General features: G+C 65.9%; 13 protein-coding genes. 9 read left to right on the top strand and 4 right to left on the bottom strand.

Translation table 11 applies throughout. The annotated features are described in order from the left end of the window. Window positions 1–60 precede the first annotated feature (60 nt). Genes G6P88_RS12620 through G6P88_RS12630 form a run of 3 tightly spaced genes read left to right on the top strand, consistent with a single transcriptional unit; the run spans window position 61 to window position 2,737 of the window. The gene (locus G6P88_RS12620) at window positions 61–741 is read left to right on the top strand and encodes a response regulator transcription factor (protein ID WP_165323477.1); all 681 of its coding nucleotides are present in this window, start codon (window positions 61–63) and stop codon (window positions 739–741) included. Then, window positions 738–2,135, top strand: a complete 1,398-nt coding sequence (locus G6P88_RS12625) for a sensor histidine kinase (protein ID WP_165323478.1) — start codon at window positions 738–740, stop codon at window positions 2,133–2,135. The genes G6P88_RS12620 and G6P88_RS12625 overlap by 4 nt, the downstream gene beginning before the upstream one ends. Before the next feature lie 41 nt (window positions 2,136–2,176). Next, a complete protein-coding gene (locus G6P88_RS12630) occupies window positions 2,177–2,737 on the top strand; it encodes a hypothetical protein (protein ID WP_165323479.1) in 561 nt (186 codons plus the stop codon). Window positions 2,738–2,822: 85 nt separating this feature from the next. Here the strand turns inward: G6P88_RS12630 and G6P88_RS12635 are convergent, their stop codons facing one another. After that, entirely contained in the window at window positions 2,823–5,168 is a 2,346-nt protein-coding gene (locus G6P88_RS12635; protein WP_165323480.1) for a TonB-dependent receptor, read from the bottom strand. Window positions 5,169–6,095: 927 nt separating this feature from the next. Between G6P88_RS12635 and G6P88_RS12640 the strand changes: the two genes are divergently transcribed. From G6P88_RS12640 to G6P88_RS12650, 3 genes are read left to right on the top strand one after another with little or no spacing between them, the layout of a single operon-like run. Next, a complete protein-coding gene (locus G6P88_RS12640; RefSeq protein ID WP_247710550.1) occupies window positions 6,096–7,820 on the top strand; it encodes an asparagine synthase-related protein in 1,725 nt (574 codons plus the stop codon). Beyond that, window positions 7,813–8,769, top strand: a complete 957-nt coding sequence (locus tag G6P88_RS12645) for an aspartyl/asparaginyl beta-hydroxylase (protein ID WP_165323482.1) — start codon at window positions 7,813–7,815, stop codon at window positions 8,767–8,769. Before G6P88_RS12640 ends, G6P88_RS12645 begins: the two co-directional genes overlap by 8 nt. Next, a complete protein-coding gene (locus G6P88_RS12650) occupies window positions 8,766–9,752 on the top strand; it encodes a putative 2OG-Fe(II) oxygenase (protein WP_165323483.1) in 987 nt (328 codons plus the stop codon). The genes G6P88_RS12645 and G6P88_RS12650 overlap by 4 nt, the downstream gene beginning before the upstream one ends. Here G6P88_RS12650 and G6P88_RS12655 read toward each other — a convergent pair. From G6P88_RS12655 to G6P88_RS12665, 3 genes are all read right to left on the bottom strand, one after another. Further along, window positions 9,685–11,460, bottom strand: a complete 1,776-nt coding sequence (locus G6P88_RS12655; RefSeq protein ID WP_165325170.1) for an AMP-dependent synthetase/ligase — start codon at window positions 11,458–11,460, stop codon at window positions 9,685–9,687. The two genes, G6P88_RS12650 and G6P88_RS12655, sit on opposite strands and share 68 nt — an antisense overlap. A gap of 82 nt (window positions 11,461–11,542) precedes the next feature. Next, window positions 11,543–13,261, bottom strand: a complete 1,719-nt coding sequence (gene ggt, locus G6P88_RS12660; RefSeq protein WP_165323484.1) for a gamma-glutamyltransferase — start codon at window positions 13,259–13,261, stop codon at window positions 11,543–11,545. A gap of 68 nt (window positions 13,262–13,329) precedes the next feature. Further along, a complete protein-coding gene (locus G6P88_RS12665) occupies window positions 13,330–14,364 on the bottom strand; it encodes a quinone-dependent dihydroorotate dehydrogenase (RefSeq protein WP_165323485.1) in 1,035 nt (344 codons plus the stop codon). Window positions 14,365–14,668: 304 nt separating this feature from the next. On the opposite strand from G6P88_RS12665, the gene G6P88_RS12670 reads away from it, so the two are divergent. Genes G6P88_RS12670 through sufC form a run of 3 tightly spaced genes read left to right on the top strand, consistent with a single transcriptional unit; the run spans window position 14,669 to window position 17,352 of the window. Then, window positions 14,669–15,073: an SUF system Fe-S cluster assembly regulator gene (locus G6P88_RS12670; RefSeq protein WP_165323486.1), complete on the top strand. Its 405-nt coding sequence runs from the start codon at window positions 14,669–14,671 to the stop codon at window positions 15,071–15,073. A gap of 4 nt (window positions 15,074–15,077) precedes the next feature. Continuing rightward, window positions 15,078–16,550 carry a Fe-S cluster assembly protein SufB gene (sufB, locus tag G6P88_RS12675; RefSeq protein ID WP_165323487.1) on the top strand — a complete coding sequence of 491 codons (1,473 nt, stop codon included), beginning with the start codon at window positions 15,078–15,080 and terminating at the stop codon, window positions 16,548–16,550. Window positions 16,551–16,608: 58 nt separating this feature from the next. Next, window positions 16,609–17,352, top strand: a complete 744-nt coding sequence (sufC, locus tag G6P88_RS12680; RefSeq protein ID WP_165323488.1) for a Fe-S cluster assembly ATPase SufC — start codon at window positions 16,609–16,611, stop codon at window positions 17,350–17,352. Window positions 17,353–17,496: the final 144 nt, after the last annotated feature.

Genomic DNA, 17,496 nt, shown 5'->3' on the forward strand with positions numbered 1-17,496 from the left:
TGCGGCTGGTTCTGCTCAAGCGACCGTGCCACCTTGCAACCAACGCCGTCTGAGGATTTCATGAGTCTCCATCTTCTCCTGGTCGAAGACGATGCCGCGCTTGTCGCCATGCTGGGCCAGGAATTGCGCGACATGGGGCACGAAGTGACGGTGGCAACCGATGGGCGGGCCGCGCTGGATGCGGTGGTCCGCGACCGGTTCGATGCGATGATCCTCGATATCATGCTGCCGCAGGTCGACGGTCTCTCGGTGCTGCAGCGCCTCCGCCAGGATGCGATCGGGTTGCCTGTTCTCGTGCTCAGCGCGCTGGGCCGGCCGGTCGAGAAGATCGAGGGGCTCGATGCGGGCGCCGACGATTATGTCGTCAAGCCGGTGACGGCCGCCGAGATCAATGCGCGCCTCAACGCGATCCTGCGCGGGCGTCGGCAGACGGTGCAGGAGGGCGACAGCCTGCGCGCGGGCGACATCGTCGTCAGTCCGGCGCGCTTCCGCGCGTGGAGAGCAGGCAAGGCGGTCGAGCTCAGCAAGATCGAGTTCGCCCTGCTGACCGAGCTGGTTCGCAACGCCGACTCGATCGTGACCCGGGCGATGCTGCTCGAAAAGGTCTGGGGCTATGATTTCGAGCCGGCGACCAATCTGGTCGAGGTCCATATCCGTCGCGTGCGATCCAAGCTGATGGCGGACGGAGGCGAGGATCCGATCGTTACGATCCGCGGCGTCGGCTATCGCCTGCCCGCATGAAAAGGCTGCGCTCCCTCCGGGCGCTGACCGCCGCTTTCCTGCTGGCCTTCATAGCCGCGACCGCGCTTACGGGCATGCTGGTCTATCGCGCGACGCATGATGCGGTGCGCGAGCTGGTCGATCGGCGGGTCGCGACCGTGGCCAGCGAGGTGGCGGCCCTTGCCACGCGGACCGATCGCGCAGGCGTCGGCAGGGCGCTCGAAGCGATGATGCGCGACCGCGACAGCGGCGACCTCGGCCTTCTGCTCACCACGGCGAACGGCGAGGTTCTGACCGGCAATATCCGCCTCAACCGGCCCCTGCCGGAAGGGTTCACCACGGTCGACAAAGGGCTCGGGGTAAAAGGTCTGTCGGGCGGTCGGGCGCTCGTCCGCCCTGTCGGGGACGGCCTGATCCTCACCGTGGTCGCGGAGACCGAGCCGTTCGACGATTATGCCGATGCCCGCCGGCGCATCTACCTGTTCGGCTTCGGATCGATCATCCTGATCGTGGTCGCTGGCGTCGCGACCTTCGGCACGATCATCGGCCGGCGGATCGTGGCGATGCGCCGCACGGTCGAGGCGATTGTCGATGGAGACATGCAGCGGCGCGTACCCGTCGACGGCTCGGACAGCGCCTTCGACCAGCAGGCGCGCGCCTTCAACGCCATGCTCGATCGCATCGCCCTGCTGATGGAGGAGGTGCGCAACGTGTCGAACGACATCGCGCACGACCTGCGCACGCCGCTCGCCCGGCTGCGTGCGCGCCTGTCGACGATCGCCCGCTCGGAGGGAGATCGGGCGGCAGACATCGAGGCCGCGCTGGAGGACTGCGACCAGTTGCTTGCCATGTTCGCCGCGATCCTGCGGATCGCCGAGATCGAAGCGGGCGCGCGCCGAGCCGGCTTCGAACGGGTCGATCTCGATGCGCTTGCCGAGGAAGTGGTCGGGACCCTCTCGCCCGCGGCGGAGGATGCCGGCCACCATCTGGAGGAAGGCGCGCGCCTGGCCGCATCGATACTGGGCGACCGCAGGCTGCTGGCGCAGGCCGCGATCAATCTGGTGGAGAATGCGATCCGCCACGCCCCGCCCGGATCGCATATCCGCCTTTCGGTCCGCAGCGATGGTGCGGATACCGTGGCGCTGGTCGTCGAGGATGATGGACCCGGCATCGCAGCCGAGGATCATGGCCAAGTCCTCCGCCGTTTCGGCCGGCTCGACCGCAGCCGCGCCAGCGCCGGCCATGGCCTGGGCCTTCCCCTCGTCGAGGCGATCACGCGCCTGCATGGCGGCACGATGCAACTGGAGGATGCAGCGCCCGGCCTGCGTGTCGTGCTGCGTTTCCCCCTGGCCGATCTCCACGGCCGACCAAGGGCTCTGGCGGGCTCGGGGAGCGCTGCCCGCTTCGCCCGATGAGGCCAGGGGAACGCAGGCTGCGGCTTCGCCGTTCTCGTCACATGCACAAGTCCGAAGCCTGCCTCCTCGTTCTCCCGTTGCTGGCGCTGGTCGCGTGCGGGCAGGCGCCTGACAAGGAGGCGGGCCTCCCGGGCAACGCGGCGGCGCATGTGACTGCCAATGTCGATACTGGTCCGGCAAAGGCGGCGCGGTCGCCCGCAGGCCCGCCCGTCTCCGCGCCTGCGCCTGCGGCCCAGCGCGGGGAGGCGGGTGCACGGGATCTGCTGCTCGGCTTCGCGCGTGCGATCGAGCTCGGTCGATATGACGAGGCCCGCGCGATGCTTGGCGAGGCGGACCGGCAGCGGTGGAGTCGCGAGGCCTTTGCGCGAATGTTCGCTGACCTGCCCCGGCGCAGCGTCGCCGTTTCCGACGGCATGATCGACGGCGCGGCCGGCTCGCTCTATTATACCGCGCCCGTGATCGTTACCGGCGATGATCGGGACGGGCGCCCGGTGCGGATCGAGGGCGAGGCGGTGCTGCGCCGCGTGAACGATGTCGATGGCGCCAGCCCGGCGCAACTGCGCTGGCATTTCGACAGGCTTACACTCGACTGGACGCACTGATCGCCCGAAGGCGAGATGCGAACGGCCCCTTCCGTCGCCGGAAGAGGCCGTCATCGCTTGTCCAACCGGTCGGTGCCGGTTGTGCTCAGAAGCTTATGCTGCCCTGCACGCCATAGGTGCGTGGCTCGTTGAAATTGCCATAGTCGCCCAGCGTGGCCCGGTTGGACGGGTCACGGCGATAGATATATTGTTCGTTGAACAGGTTACGGCTCCACAGCGAGACGGTGAGCTTCGCATCGCCGCGCTTGAGATCGATGTCGGCAAGCGAGATGCGGCCATTGGCGATGAAGGAGGAGTCGGCCTTCAGCGCGAACTGGTCGAAGGTCTGCGTCGCCTGCGCATAATTGGCGTCGAAGTGGACGCGCAGCGTGCCGACCGGCACCGGCAGCTCATAGTCGATCGAGCCGGCGGCCGCGTTGCGCGGCGTGAACACGATGAAGACCGGCTGGATCACGTTCGAGAAGGGGTTCAGCGTCGGCGGGATCTTGGTGTAGGTATAGGCATAGCTGCCGCTCACGGTCAGGCCCTCGAACAGCTTGGCCGTCGCCTCGACCTCAATGCCGCGGATGCGGGTCGTACCCGGCGCGTTGATCGTCTCGAGCGTGTTGCGGGTCGATCCGTTCGCCTGCGGGGTGACCAGGCTGAAGTCGATCTGGCTGCCGGTACGATCCATGATGTAGCCCGCGACGTTCAGCCGCAGATGGCGGTCGAACAGCTCGGTCTTGGCGCCGATCTCGTAGGACTTCACCTTCTCCGGGCCGAAGGAGCGATAGGTGAGCGAGCGCGAGCTGGCGCCCCCGGCGCGATAGCCGGTCGCGAACTTGGCGTAGAGATTGACGTCCTGCGCTGCCTCCCACGCCACGGTCGCCATCGGGTCGAAGCGGTCGTTCTTCTCGCGGAAGGTGAAGTTGGTGGCGACATTGTTGACCTTGGTCAGCTCGCCATGCTTCGCGTCGTGGGTGTAGCGGCCGCCCAGCGTGATGTGAATGCTGTCGCCCGCCATGTCGGGCGTGTAGGTCGCCTGGCCATAGGCGGCATAGCTGGTCGACCAGGCGGTGCTGGCGCGGTCGATCGAGCGGAAGCCGCGGATGGTGGGCGTCGGATCGTTGATCGTGTAGCCGGTGCCGCTCGCGTTCCACTTGTTGCTGCTCGGCGTCGAGGCGTCGTCGCTGGCCTTCTCGTGGAAATAATAGAGGCCGCCGACATAATCGACCCGGCCGAGGCTGCCGACCGCCTGGAACTCCTGGCTGATCTGGTGCTGCCACAGGCCGGCCAGCGAATAGCGGCTGAAATTGCCGTTGGGGGTGAAGACGGGGACGCGGTGTGCGCCGCCGCTATTGTCCCACTGCTCGACCTCGACCTCGCGATAGGCGGTGATCGACCGCAGTTCGAGCGCGTCGGATGGCTTCCAGCTCAGATGGAGCGTGTGGCCGAAGCTGCGGTCGACGCTCGGCTGCTGGGGAACCCCGATGTCGGCGACCTTCATCCGCTTGTCGCTGACGACGACGATCGGGGCGAGCGGCGCGATCTGGCCCGCGCCGACCGTGGCGCCCGGGGCTACCACGGTGCGGCCGAGCGGGTTGTAGTTCAGCAGCTGGCTGTAGAAGGGCGAGTTTTTGTCGAGGCTGTAGTCATAGGCATAGTCGGCGGTGAAATCGGGGCTCGGCTGCCAACGGGCGGCGGCGCGATAGCCCTTCCGGTCATAATAGTTCCAGCCGACATTGCCCGGCAGCGGGTTCTTGACGGTCGCGCCGCGCGACTGGACCGCGCCGTCGAACTTCAGCGAGATGTTCGCGAAGGTCGGCAGGTCGAGATGGCCGTCGGCGGTGTAGCTGCCATAATTGCCGATGCCGGCCGAACCGCGAAAGCCGAACTGCCCCGATGGCGCGCGCGTGACCATGCTGACGGCGCCGCCCTCGGTGTTGCGTCCGAACAGCGTGCCCTGCGGACCCTTGAGCACCTCGACTCGCTCGACGTCCATCATCGCGGCGTTTAGGCCTTGCTGGCGCCCCAGATAGACGCCGTCGATATAGACGCCGACGCCCTGTTCGCGGGCGGGCTGGTTGGCGTCGAGCGGCACGATGCCGCGAATGCCGATCGTCAGCGCCGACTGGCGAGCTTCGAAGGTCGCCACGCGCAGGCCCGGGATCGTGCCGTCGCCCAGATCGAGCAGGCTCTGCACATGGCGCTCTTTCAGCGCTTCGGTGCTGAGCACCGAAATCGCGATCGGCGTCTTCTGCAGATCGGTTTCGCGCTTGGTCGCGGTGACGACGATCTCGTTCAGGCCGCCTGCATCTCCCGCATCGGCCTCTGCATCGGCCTCTGCATCGGGCGCGGTAGTGGGAACGGACTGCGCCGAGGCCGGCGCCGCAAGCGCCACAATCGCGCTGGCCGTCAGAAGGCTCAGGTGGAGTCGGGAGAGAGAACGCATCTGGGAAGCCCCTTTGCTGTTGTTAGCTATCGGGGCGCCGAATAGGATTAGGCGAAGGCAGTTATGTGACAGTTATAGTCAACATACTGAAAAGACTATTTCATTTCGGATTCATTTATCGAATTAATCACACCGAATTAAGAAGAAGAAACGAATAATATAATCAACAATAATTTTTTCCATGAAATTATTTTAACATTTTACATTTGCTACATTAATATTCTATGTAGTAGATCATTATATCCGTTATTTAGTGGTGTAGTGCAATAGATCTATTCTGATTGGCTTCCGAAGGCGGCAACATCCTGCCTTCACGCTGCCGGGGATCGCTGGCTTTCCCCTGTGGGCTTTCGTCACGCGCAAGGCACCCCGTTGGACTGGTCCGTTCGTCGAATCAGGAGCCCGCGGGGCGGGGCAGTTCCACCAACGAACGATCGCAGGGCTAAAGCGTCATGGCGGCTATCGGGCCGCGTTCGAAGATTCTTCATTGCCTTGCCGTAACCTGCTAGGCCAATGGGCGAAGGTCGTACCGAAGGGGAATGTTATGCGTAACGCCACTCCAGAATCAGAACTGGTTTCGTCTGATATGGAAAACTCTCTGCGGCTCGAATGGGTTGCGCCGGTTCTTTCCATATACGACTCCGGTACGTTAACGCAGGGGACGTCCGATCAATCGAGCGACGGCGGCCTCAACACCCACTCCTGATCTTTTTGGCGAAGAGCGCCGGAGATCCGATAACGCATGACTGAAAGGCCATGAGCTTTCTCGTCGGCGCGGGTCTGTTCGCATCGGAGCTTCACCGCAGATCTCCACATGGCATGGAGATTTCAGAGAAATACGACGATGACGAAGGGGCCTTAGTCAGCCTGAAAAGGGCCCGAACGACGCGCTCCCGCCGAACCGCCCCTGCTATCCTGCCCCACGAGATGTCGGGGCAGGTCACCATGCTCGGGGGGGCGATTTACAATCTCGGGGAGATCGCGGCCGAGCTTGCCATCGACCCGGCTACGCCCGCTGCCCTGATCGTCGATCGGCTGATCGAAGAGCGAGGGCCGGCGGGCCTTTCCCGCCTCGATGGCGACTATGTGATAGCGCGCTGGTCTCCGGAAAGCCGGACATTGTTCCTGGCGAGCTGCCCCATGGGTCGGGCAAGCCTCTGCTATGCGCAGACCGTCGATGGGATCGTCGCAGCGAGTAGCCCCAGTTGGCTACTAGCCTTTCCGGACGTCGACGCCGAGCCGGACACCGACGCGCTGGCCATGCGATTGGCCAAGATGGAAAGCCGGGTCGGCGACCGGACCCCCTGGCGCGCGATACGTCGTCTCCAGCCCGGGCAGTGGCTGCAATGGTGTCGTGGATCGGTGCGGGCTGGCCGCTTCTGGTCTCCCGAGCCTCGCACGACACTCCGTCTGCGCCGGGACGAAGATTATGTCGAGGCCGCACGCGAACGTCTCGACCGCGCGGTCGCATCCCGTTGCCCGAGCGGAACCCCTGTCCTGAGCTTGCTTTCCGCCGGCCTCGATTCGACCGCGATGGTCGCCGCGGCCGCGCGGCAGCATGATGCGGCGGTCCACACGCTGACGGTCAGACCGGACCCGAATGTTCCTCTGCTTGAACCGGGGCCGCATCATTTCGGCGGCGAGTGGGATCGCCTCCAGCCCTTTCTGGCGCGCTATCCCCAGCTGAGGCCGCATGTCCGGGATGCGCGACAACCCGGCCTCGACCTGGAGTATCCCGGCGGACCGCTGCAAAGCCGCGACTGGCCGTTCAAGCGGCCTTATCAGGTCGCCTGGTTGGGGCTGCCGCTCACCGACCTGATGCGGGAACAGGGCTTGTCCGTGTTGCTCTCCGCCGATGCTGGCAACGCCACGATGAGCTATACTGGCGCCTATGTGGTAGCCGATCAGTTGAAACAGGGGCGTTTGTCGGCGGGGTGGGACAATCTGGTTGTACCCGATCGCGGATGGCACGCCCGGCCTCGCGCATTGTGGCGTCAGGGGATCATGCCTTTTTTCCCGCGCCTGCAGCGCTTTCAGCGCCGGTTGCGCGGCCAGTCGGACTATTGGTGGCAGGAATGGAGCAGCATTCGGGAGGATGTCGCACGTCGCCTACAGTTCGAGGAGCATGACGTTCCGCAATGGAATACCGGTTCGCCGGATCTCGACCGGCAATTGGAACTGGTCGACCGCTTCCGGAACGGCATGGCGCACTATTCGCATTTCACCCAGGGGCAGGACTGGTCGTGGCGCGATCCCTATGTCGATCTCGCGCTGGTCGAATTCTGCCTTTCTCTGCCCCGGGATCAATATCGCCGCGCTGGCGTCACTCGGCTGCTGGCCCGTCGGGCGCTGGCAGATCGCGCCCCGGCGTCGATCTACGAAGAACGTCGGATCGGTCTGCAGCATTCCGACTGGTATGGCTGGATGAGTTTGCGGCGCGACTGGATGGCTGCCGAGATCGATCGGATAGAGCAGTCCACTCTCGCCAGTTCGGTGATCGATACGCAAAAGATGCGGGCAATACTCGACGCATGGCCGGCCACGCCCGAGGAGGCGTCGCGTTTCCCCATGTCTCACAGGCTGCGCAATGGCCTCGGCGATGCGCTGCGGGTCGGCCAGTTCATTCTGATGCAGGAAGGCAGCAATGCCTGACGACGACCGCCTCTTCATGCCGGTAAGGGCGGCACCGTCGGGTGACGGTGGCACCTTCCTGCTGAGACCAGTGACGGCGGACAATTTTCTGTTCGGGCTGCATGGGCGGCCGCCGGCCGAGCATCCCGATACGGCGCAGGTTCGTCAGGTTCGGGTCGTCGACCATGCGCCATCGGGCACCGTGCTGCCGCCGCTGCTGTCGATTTGGCACCTCACCCGCTGCGGATCGACGCTTACCGCCCGGATGCTGTCGCGGATAGCCAGTCTCCAGGTGACTGACGAACCTGGGGCGGTCGTCGATATATGCGGCGCCTTCTGGAGTCTCGTACCGCAGGATCGACGCATGGCGGCGCTCAGGACGGCTGTGCGATCGATCGGCCAGCGGATTGCGCCCGAGGCGCGCCACCTGGTGATCAAGCAGTCGCTGCGCAGTTCCCGCGACGTCGATCTGTTCACGATTCTCTACCCGGACATGCGGCGATTGCTCCTCATCCGCGACCCGCTGGAAATTCTCGTATCCAATCTGAAAGGCCCTCCCGGCTGGCTGAAACTGCGCGATGCCGTCTGGTCGCCGCTCCTGTCCGGAATCGGCCTCGCCGCGCAGCGGGACCTGAGCGACGGCGAGTTTATCGCGCGCTGCCTGGGTCGGGCGTTCACTGCGATGGCGGACATGGTCGAAACCGATCCCGCAGGCTGGCTGGTGATCGACTATGCGGACCTGCCGCAGGCGGTGATCACCAGGCTGCTCCCGCATCTGGGTATCTTGCCCACCGAAGCCGAACTGGCAGCCATGCAGGAGGAGACTCGCCTGAAAGCATGGAGTCGAAGCGGCCGCACGGCCTTCCGCGACGATCGTGCCGAAAAGCATGCCGCGGTGACTCCCGAGATTCGCGCGCTCTGTGATCGCTTCCTGCGCGAACCGTGGCAGCGCATGGCACGGTTTGCATGACAGGCAGCGTGACGGCCGATCCGATCGCCACGGCCCGCAAGGCCGGCTTTCTGCTGTTGCGGGGCGACATCGCCGCAGCCGCTGCGCTATGCCTCCACATGCAACGGGAAGATGCCAATCTCGAAGCCTTTCCCGCCCTGGTCGACCTGTTGTGTTGGGCGCGTCCCCGCGAGACGCTCTATCCGCTTGTGGCGGCGCTCGTGGCGGCAGGTTTCGCCAATCCCCGAAGCTTCGATCTTCTGGCGGCGTCCGCGATCTGGGCGGGCGAGCGCGCCGCCGCTCGCGCCCTGATGGACTCGGAGCGTTTTCTGTCGATCACCTGGCTGGACGGCCCCGACGCCCCGGAACTCCCTCTGCTCGCCAAGGAGTTGAGCGGTGATCTCGACTATTATGCGCGGCCGCAGGGGCGCTCGATTCGCGACGGGTGGCGACGCAATCACCTCGAGGCGGTCGATAGCCCGCTGTTGCAGGCCATGCTCCAGCGGCTGCGTGTGGCAGCGGAAGCCTATGTGGAAGGCTTGGGAGACGACGCTGCCCATCCGTTTCTCCGGTCGCGCCCGGCCGCCTTCGGATTGCGCGCGTGGAGCGTCGTTTCCGGCGCAGACACGCGCCACCTGTCCCACCTCCACGCCACGAGCTGGATGAACGGGGTCTATTATGTTGCCGTACCCGATGCGGTGGCGGACGCCGAGGCGCGGCGAGGATGGCTGCGCGTCGGGCCGGCGGCCGGGCGCGGCTTCGACGCGGCGGCGGGTTGGGATGAGCACTGGATCCGGCCGGAACCGGGCATGGTCGTGATGATGCCCAGCCATTTCAGCCATGAGACGGTAGCGCTCGGCTGCGACGACCGGCGCATCTGCGTCGCCTTCGAGCTCTATCCGCTGGTCAGCTCAGGGCCCTCCCAGCCCCCGGATCCTATGCCCGGTACAAGGCGTCGATTCGTTCGCCATAGACTGCGCGGATCGCGTGGCGGCGGTTCTTGAGCGAGGGGGTCATCTGCTCGTTGGCGATCGAGAAGGGCTCGTCGGCGATCACGATGCGGCGGACCTTTTCGATCACCGACAGGTCGACGTTGACGCGGTCGACCGCTGCCATCAGTGCGCGGTGGAGATCGGGGTTGTCGCGCAGCTTCGCCATTTCGGGTGACAGGCCGCGATCGGCGGCCCAGCCGGCCAGCCATTCCTGGTCGGGGACGATCAGGCCGACGATATAGGGCCGCCGGTCGCCCGAGACCATCGCCTGGGCGATCTCGGGCTGGAGCGTCAGCATGCCTTCCAGCTTCTGCGGCGCGACATTGTCGCCCTTGTCGTTGACGATCAGGTCCTTCTTGCGATCGGTGATCTTGAGGCGGCCCTTTTCGTCGAGATGGCCGACATCGCCCGAATGGAGCCATCCATCTTTCAGGACGCGCTCGGTTTCCGCCTCGTTGCGCCAGTAACCGGCCATCACCAGCTCGCCCCGGATCAGGATCTCGCCATCCTCGGCGATGCGGACCTCGACCCCTTTCATCGGCGGACCGACCGTGTCGAGCGCAATCCCGACTTTCGGGCGGTTGCACGAGACGACCGGACCGGACTCGGTCTGGCCATAGCCCTGCAGCAGGGTCAGGCCGAGCGAGGAGAAGAACTGGCCGACCTCGGGATTGAGCGGGGCGCCGCCCGACACCAGCGCCTTGATCCGGCCGCCGAACCGCTTCTGCACCTTGGGCTTGAGCAAGGCGTCGATCGCAAGCTTGTAGGGATAGTCGGTCAGGCGCAGTTTCTCGCGCGTGCCGAGTTCGATCGCCTTGTCGAGCAGCTTCTTGCCGATCCCGCCCTGCTTCTCGACGGCCTTGATCAGGCGCGCGCGCAGCATCTCGAACAGGCGCGGGACCACGACCATGATCGTCGGGCGGACTTCCTCGATATTGGCGGCGAGCTTCTCCAGCCCTTCGGCATAATAGATCTGCCCGCCGAGCCCGATCGGCAGGAATTGTCCGCCCGAATGTTCATAGGCGTGGCTCAGCGGCAGGAAGGACAGGAACACCTCCTCGTCCCAGCCGAAATCCGCCTGGATGATGTCGAGGCAGCCCTCGACGTTGCACAGGATCGCGCCGTGATGCTGGCGCACGCCGCGCGGGGCGCCGCCAGTGCCGCTGGTGTAGATCAGGCAGGCGAGGTCTTCGCGGCGCAGGTCGGCGGCGGTCGCGGCGGCGGCCTCGACATCGGCCGACGCGTCGCCGGCCAGCGTGGCGAAGTCGAGCGTACGGACGGCGGTCTGCGGCATCGGCTCCATGCCGACCAGGAACTCGCAGGTCGAGGAACGGACGATCGCCGGCAACAGCACCTGCGCCAGCTTCGCGGTCGACACGATCGCCGCGCGCGCGCCACTGTTCTCGAGGATATGGGTGTGGTCGCGCTCGGTATTGGTCGTGTAGGTCGGCACCGTGACGCAGCCGGCGGCCATGATCGCCAGATCGGCGATACAGAATTCGGGGCGGTTCTCGGAGACGAGCACGACGCGGTCGCCGTCCTTGAGGCCCTGCGCGCGCAGGGCGGCGGCGAGCGAGGCGACGCGGCGGGCGACCGCAGCCCAGCTCAGCGCATGCCATTGGCCGCCGTCCTTGGCCCAGAGAAAGGGCGCGTCGCCCTTCTCCGCTGCGCGCGTGAAGAACATGGTGACGAGGTTGGGAAAACGCTCGAAGCTACGCATCATCTCTCCTGCACCGGCGGATCTGGCCGCTCTCATGCGGGGTATAGCGCCGAATCCGGCCTTTGCACCCGCTTCCTGCGCCTTATTGTGACAACGCGACGCCCGGGCTGCGGGGATCGGCCGCGCCGGTCCAGCCCGTCTTGCCGCGCTCCAATATGGTCAGCTTCGACGGTATGTCGCCGACGCTCACCGTCTCGCCCAGCTGGGTGAGGCCGGGCACCAGCGCCTCGAGCGGGCTGTTGCGCTCGACCACCAGCGCGGGCCCTCGGAAGAAGATGTTGGGCAGGGCGATCGCCTGATCGGCGGGCAGGCCCCAATCGATCGTGCCGATCATTGCCTTCAGCGCATGCATGATGATCGTGCGCCCACCGGCCGAGCCGAGGGCCAGCCATGGCTTGCCGTCCTTGCCGTAGACGAGCGTCGGCGCCATCGAGGACAGCGGCCGTTTGCCCGGCTGAACATGGTTGGGGACGAGGCGGCCCTTGTCGTAAGGATCCTCGTTGAAGTCGGTCAGCTCGTTGTTGAGGAAGAAGCCGCCGGCGACGAGCGAGCTGCCGAACGGCCCTTCGACGGTCGAGGTCATCGAGACGATGTCGCCTCGATCGTCGACTGCGACGAAGTGGGTCGTGCCTTGCTCGGCCGGGGCTTTGGTCATCGCGAGCGGCGAAGCGCCCGGCGGCGTGCCGGGGAGATAGGTGCCGAGGGTCTTGTCGGGCGAAATCAGCTTCGACCGCTCGGCCAGATAGGCGGGGTCGAGCAGGCCGGCGACGGGCACCTTCACGAAATCGGAATCGCCCAGCCAGGCATCGCGGTCGGCATAGGCCAGCCGCATCGCCTCGCCGATCAGATGCCAGGCGACCGGCGAATCCTTGCCGAGTTTGGCGAGATCGAAGCGTTCGAGCATGCCGAGCATCATCAGATCGGTGATCGCACCCGACGAAGGCAGGCCCATCCCGCAGATGCGATGTCCGCGATAGCTGCCGCACACGGGCGCGCGCAGCTTCGCGCGATAGCCCGCCAGATCGCCGACCGTCAGCGTCGTGGGGTTGCGCTTCGATCGTCCGACGGCCTGGCTGATCTGGCTGGCAATCTCGCCCTTGTAGAAGGCGTCGGGCCCCTTGGCGGCGATCATTCGCAGCGTCGCCGCCAGAGCGGGATTGCGCACCGTCTCGCCGGTCGTCAGCGGGCGCCCGTCCTTCCAGTAGATGGCGCGCGCTTCGGGGAAATCGGCCCACAGCTTCTCGAACTGCTTGAGGCGATAGGCGAGGGTGCCCTGCACCGCGAACGGGCCAGGCTTGTTGTCGGGCAGCAGCGTATAGCCCTGCTCGGCGAGACGGATCGCGGGTTCGAACAGCTTGGCCCAGGGCAGCTTGCCCCAGCGTTTGTGCGTCTCGGCCATCAGCGCGATATTGCCGGGAATGCCGACCGAATAGCCGCCGGGCACCGCCTGCATATAGGGCAGGGGCTTTCCGTCGGCGCCGAGGAAACGGTCGTGGCCGGCCGAGGCCGGGGCGGTCTCGCGGCCGTCGACTGTCTCGAGTTTACCGGTCTTGCCGTCATGATGGAGCAGGAAGCCGCCTCCACCGATGCCCGAGGACATGGGTTCGGTCACCGTCAGCGCGAGCATGATCGCCATCGCGGCGTCGGCCGCGCTGCCTCCCTTGCGCAAAATCTCCTGCCCTGCGGCGGCGGCGCGCGGTTCGGCGGCGGCGACCGTCCCGGCATCAGCCGCAACCGGGGCCGCAACCGGCGCGAGGAAGAGCGAAAGGGCGGTGAGGATGGGGAGGGCGCGATGCAGCATGGCGGCGAGCTTAAGGCCGGATCGTGCAGGGCGAAAGCCCTCCGCTTGCGCCGGCCTCCCGGGGCGGTTCAGCCCCGCCCGACGGCATCCGCGACCGAAGCGCAGCCGTCGCGCTTCAGCAGCGCGGCGAGACCCCGATTGATCCGGCGGGCGAGGCCCGGACCTTCATAGACGAGCGCCGAATAAAGCTGCACCAGGCTCGCCCCTGCGCGGATCCGGGCATAGGCATCCTCGGCCGAGGCGATGCCACCTGCGGCGATCAGCGGCATCGTGCCGCCGGTCGCGTTGCGGAAATCGGAAAGGCGGCGCGCGGCAAGATCGTGCAACGGCGCTCCCGACAGGCCGCCGGTCTCCTGCGCATGGCGCGAGCGGAGCGGCGGGCGCGAAATGGTGGTGTTCGACACGATCAGGCCGTCGAGGCGAAACTCGCCCGCGATCTCGGCGATGTCGTCGATGTCGGCGGGCTCGAGATCGGGCGCCACCTTCAGGAAGACCGGCGGGCCGCCGGCGGGGCGGGCCTCCATGACGGCGGCCAGCAGTTCCGTGAGCGCTCCGCGATCCTGCAATGCGCGCAGTCCGGGCGTGTTGGGCGAGGAGATGTTGACCGTCAGGTAGCGCGCCACCCCCGCCATCACCCGCACGCCATTGGCATAATCGGCGATGCGATCGGCGGCATCCTTGTTGGCGCCGATGTTCACCCCGACGATGCCCGGCCGGTCGTTGCGGCGGAGCAGGCGCTCGAACGCCGCCGCCTGGCCGCCATTGTTGAATCCCATGCGGTTGATGACGGCCCGGTCCTCGATCAGGCGGAACAGGCGGGGGCGGGGATTGCCGGCCTGGGGGAAGGGGGTGAGCGTGCCCACTTCGGCAAAGCCGAAGCCCAGTGAGAGAATGGCGTCGGGGACCTGTGCGTCCTTGTCGAAGCCTGCGGCGAGACCGACCGGATTGGGGAAGCGCAGCCCCGCCACTGTGCTGGCGAGACGGGGGTCGTCTGCCGCCGGGGCGCCGCGCGGCTTCAGCCGCAGTGCCCGGATCGTCGCCCGGTGCGCGCGTTCGGCTTCGAGGGTGAACAGGAGCGGGCGGAAGGCGGCGTAGAGAGACATGGGCCGCGCTTAGCGCGCAGGAAGGCGCGCGTCATGCCGAACTTGTCGACGGCAGGGGGCCGGCTGCGAAGAATTCTTTGCGACGGGGAATAGCACGCCCTCGTTCGCGTATATCGGTTGCACACCCATCAGGGTGGGCGATCCCCACCCGGCTGCATACGGCCCCCCCGAAGCAGCCGGACCGAGCCGCCCTGCCTGCCCCAAGAGGCAGGGCGGCTCATCCCACTTTTCCTTGACGTTACGCAGGCGAACGCCCATTTGCCCAATCGGATCGAATCCGTCCGATTGGAAGCGAACGAACGCCATGCGCCTGTCCAGCCTCGCCGACTATGCCGTCGTCATGCTGTCCGCCGCCGCCCGCCACGGGCACGGCGAGCGGTTGACCGCGACGTTGCTGTCCGACGAGACGGGCGTGCCGCTGCCCACCGCGCAGAAGCTGATGGGTCGGCTGACCCAGGCAGGCCTGCTGGTTTCCGCGCGCGGCACGGGCGGCGGCGTCCGGCTGGCGCGCGATGCGGCGTCTATCAGCCTTGCGGACATCGTCGAGGCGGTCGAAGGGCCGATCGCGATGACCGCCTGCGTCGACGACCACCGGCACGATTGCAGCCTCGAAGGCGCATGCCGGGTCAAACCGCACTGGTCGGTCGTCAACGACACCATTCGCGGCGCCCTTGGCGGCGTCAGCCTCGAAACCCTGTCGAGGGTATGAGATCATGAGCGACGTACGCAACAAGGCGGCCCATGAGGCCGCGGACCGCGCCTCCAATTACGAGTGGGGCTTCACCTCGGAGGTCGAGCAGGACTTTGCGCCTAAGGGATTGAGCGAGGACACGGTCCGCTTCATTTCGGCCAAGAAGAACGAGCCCGAATGGATGCTCGAATGGCGGCTCAAGGCCTATCGCCACTGGCTGACCATGACCCCGCCCGACTGGGCCAAGCTGAACGTTCCGCCGATCGACTATCAGGACGCCTATTATTATGCGGCGCCCAAGAAGAAGGAGACGGTGTCGAGCCTCGACGAGGTCGATCCGGAAATCCTCAAGGTTTATCAAAAACTCGGTATCCCGATCGAGGAGCAGAAGGTTCTCGCCGGCGTCGAGGGCGCGCGCAAGGTCGCGGTCGACGCGGTCTTCGACAGCGTTTCGGTGGCCACCACCTTCCGCGCCGAGCTGGAAAAGGCGGGGGTCATCTTCCGCTCGATCTCCGAAGCGATCCGCGAATATCCCGATCTCGTCCGCAAATGGCTGGGCAAGGTCGTGCCGATGCACGACAATTATTTTGCGACGCTCAACTGCGCGGTCTTTTCGGACGGCACCTTTGTCTACATTCCCGAGGGCGTTCGTTGCCCGATGGAGCTCAGCACCTATTTCCGTATCAACGCGGAGAATACGGGCCAGTTCGAACGCACGCTGATCGTCGCCGACAAGGGCAGTCACGTGTCCTATCTGGAGGGCTGCACCGCGCCGATGCGCGACGAGAACCAGCTCCACGCCGCCGTGGTCGAGCTGGTCGCGCTCGACGATGCCGAGATCAAATATTCGACCGTGCAGAACTGGTATCCGGGCGATGCCGAGGGCCGGGGCGGAATCTATAATTTCGTCACAAAGCGTGCGCTCTGCCAGGGCCGCAACAGCAAGGTCAGTTGGACCCAGGTCGAGACGGGCAGCGCGATCACCTGGAAATATCCGAGCTGCGTGCTCGCGGGCGAGAACAGCGTCGGCGAATTCTATTCGGTCGCGGTCACCAACAACCGCCAGCAGGCCGATACCGGCACCAAGATGATCCATCTCGGCAAGGGATCGAAATCGACGATCGTGTCGAAGGGCATCTCGGCCGGGCGCAGCGACAACACCTATCGCGGCCTCGTCCGCGTGGCACCGACCGCTGAGGGCGCGCGCAACTTCACCCAGTGCGACAGCCTGCTTCTGGGCGACCGCTGCGGGGCGCACACCGTGCCCTATATCGAGGTGAAGAACCCTTCGGCGCAGATCGAGCATGAGGCGACGACCTCGAAGATCAGCGACGACCAGCTCTTCTACGCCATGTCGCGCGGCCTCGATCAGGAGGCGTCGGTCGCGCTGATCGTCAACGGCTTCGCCAAGGAAGTGCTGCAGCAGCTACCGATGGAATTCGCGGTCGAGGCGCAGAAGCTGCTCGGCATTTCGCTCGAAGGCAGCGTCGGATGAGCGCCCGTACGCCCCAACCCAACCCCTCCCCTGAAGGAGAGGGGCTAAAGAGATGACCATGCTCAAGATTGAAAACCTCCACGCCGAAGTCGATGGCAAGCCGATCCTCAAAGGGCTCACCCTCTCCGTCGGGCCGGGCGAAATCCACGCGATCATGGGGCCGAACGGCGCCGGCAAGTCGACGCTGTCCTATGTCCTGGCCGGACGGCCCGGCTATGAGGTGACCGGGGGCAGCGTTTCGTTCCAGGGCGAGGACCTGCTGGAAAAGGCACCGCATGAGCGCGCCGCCGCCGGCCTGTTCCTCGGCTTCCAGTATCCGGTCGAGATTCCGGGTGTGTCGAACGTCCAGTTCCTGCGCGAGGCGCTCAACGCGCAGCGGCGGCTGCGCGGCGAGGAGCCGCTGTCGGGCGGCGACTTCCTCAAGCGCGCCCGCGCCCAGGCCGATGCGCTGGGGCTGAACATGGACATGCTCAAGCGGGCGGTGAACGTCGGCTTTTCGGGTGGCGAGAAGAAGCGCAACGAGATGGTGCAGATGGGCATCATCGACCCGGCGATGGCGATCCTCGACGAGACCGACTCGGGCCTCGACATCGATGCGCTGCGCACGGTCGGCGAGGGCATCAACATGATCATGCGCAAGCCCGACAAAGCGGTGCTGCTGATCACCCATTACCAGCGCCTCCTCGACTATGTGAAACCCGACTTCGTCCACGTTCTTGCGGCCGGTCGGATTGTCCGCACCGGTGGTGCCGAGCTCGCGCTTGAACTCGAACGTGAAGGCTATGGAGCGATCGCGGCGTGACGACGGCGATCCAGTTCCTCCCCGGAACGGGGAGGGGGACCATCCGCAGGATGGTTGAGGAGGGGTCCGACCTCTCCTCCACCGCTGTCTGCGCGGTCCTGCGCTGCCCCTCCACTGGCTTTGCCGGTCCCCCTCCCCGTGCCG

It is taken from the genome of Rhizorhabdus phycosphaerae (genome assembly GCF_011044255.1).
GTDB classification, from domain to species: Bacteria; Pseudomonadota; Alphaproteobacteria; order Sphingomonadales; family Sphingomonadaceae; genus Rhizorhabdus; species Rhizorhabdus phycosphaerae.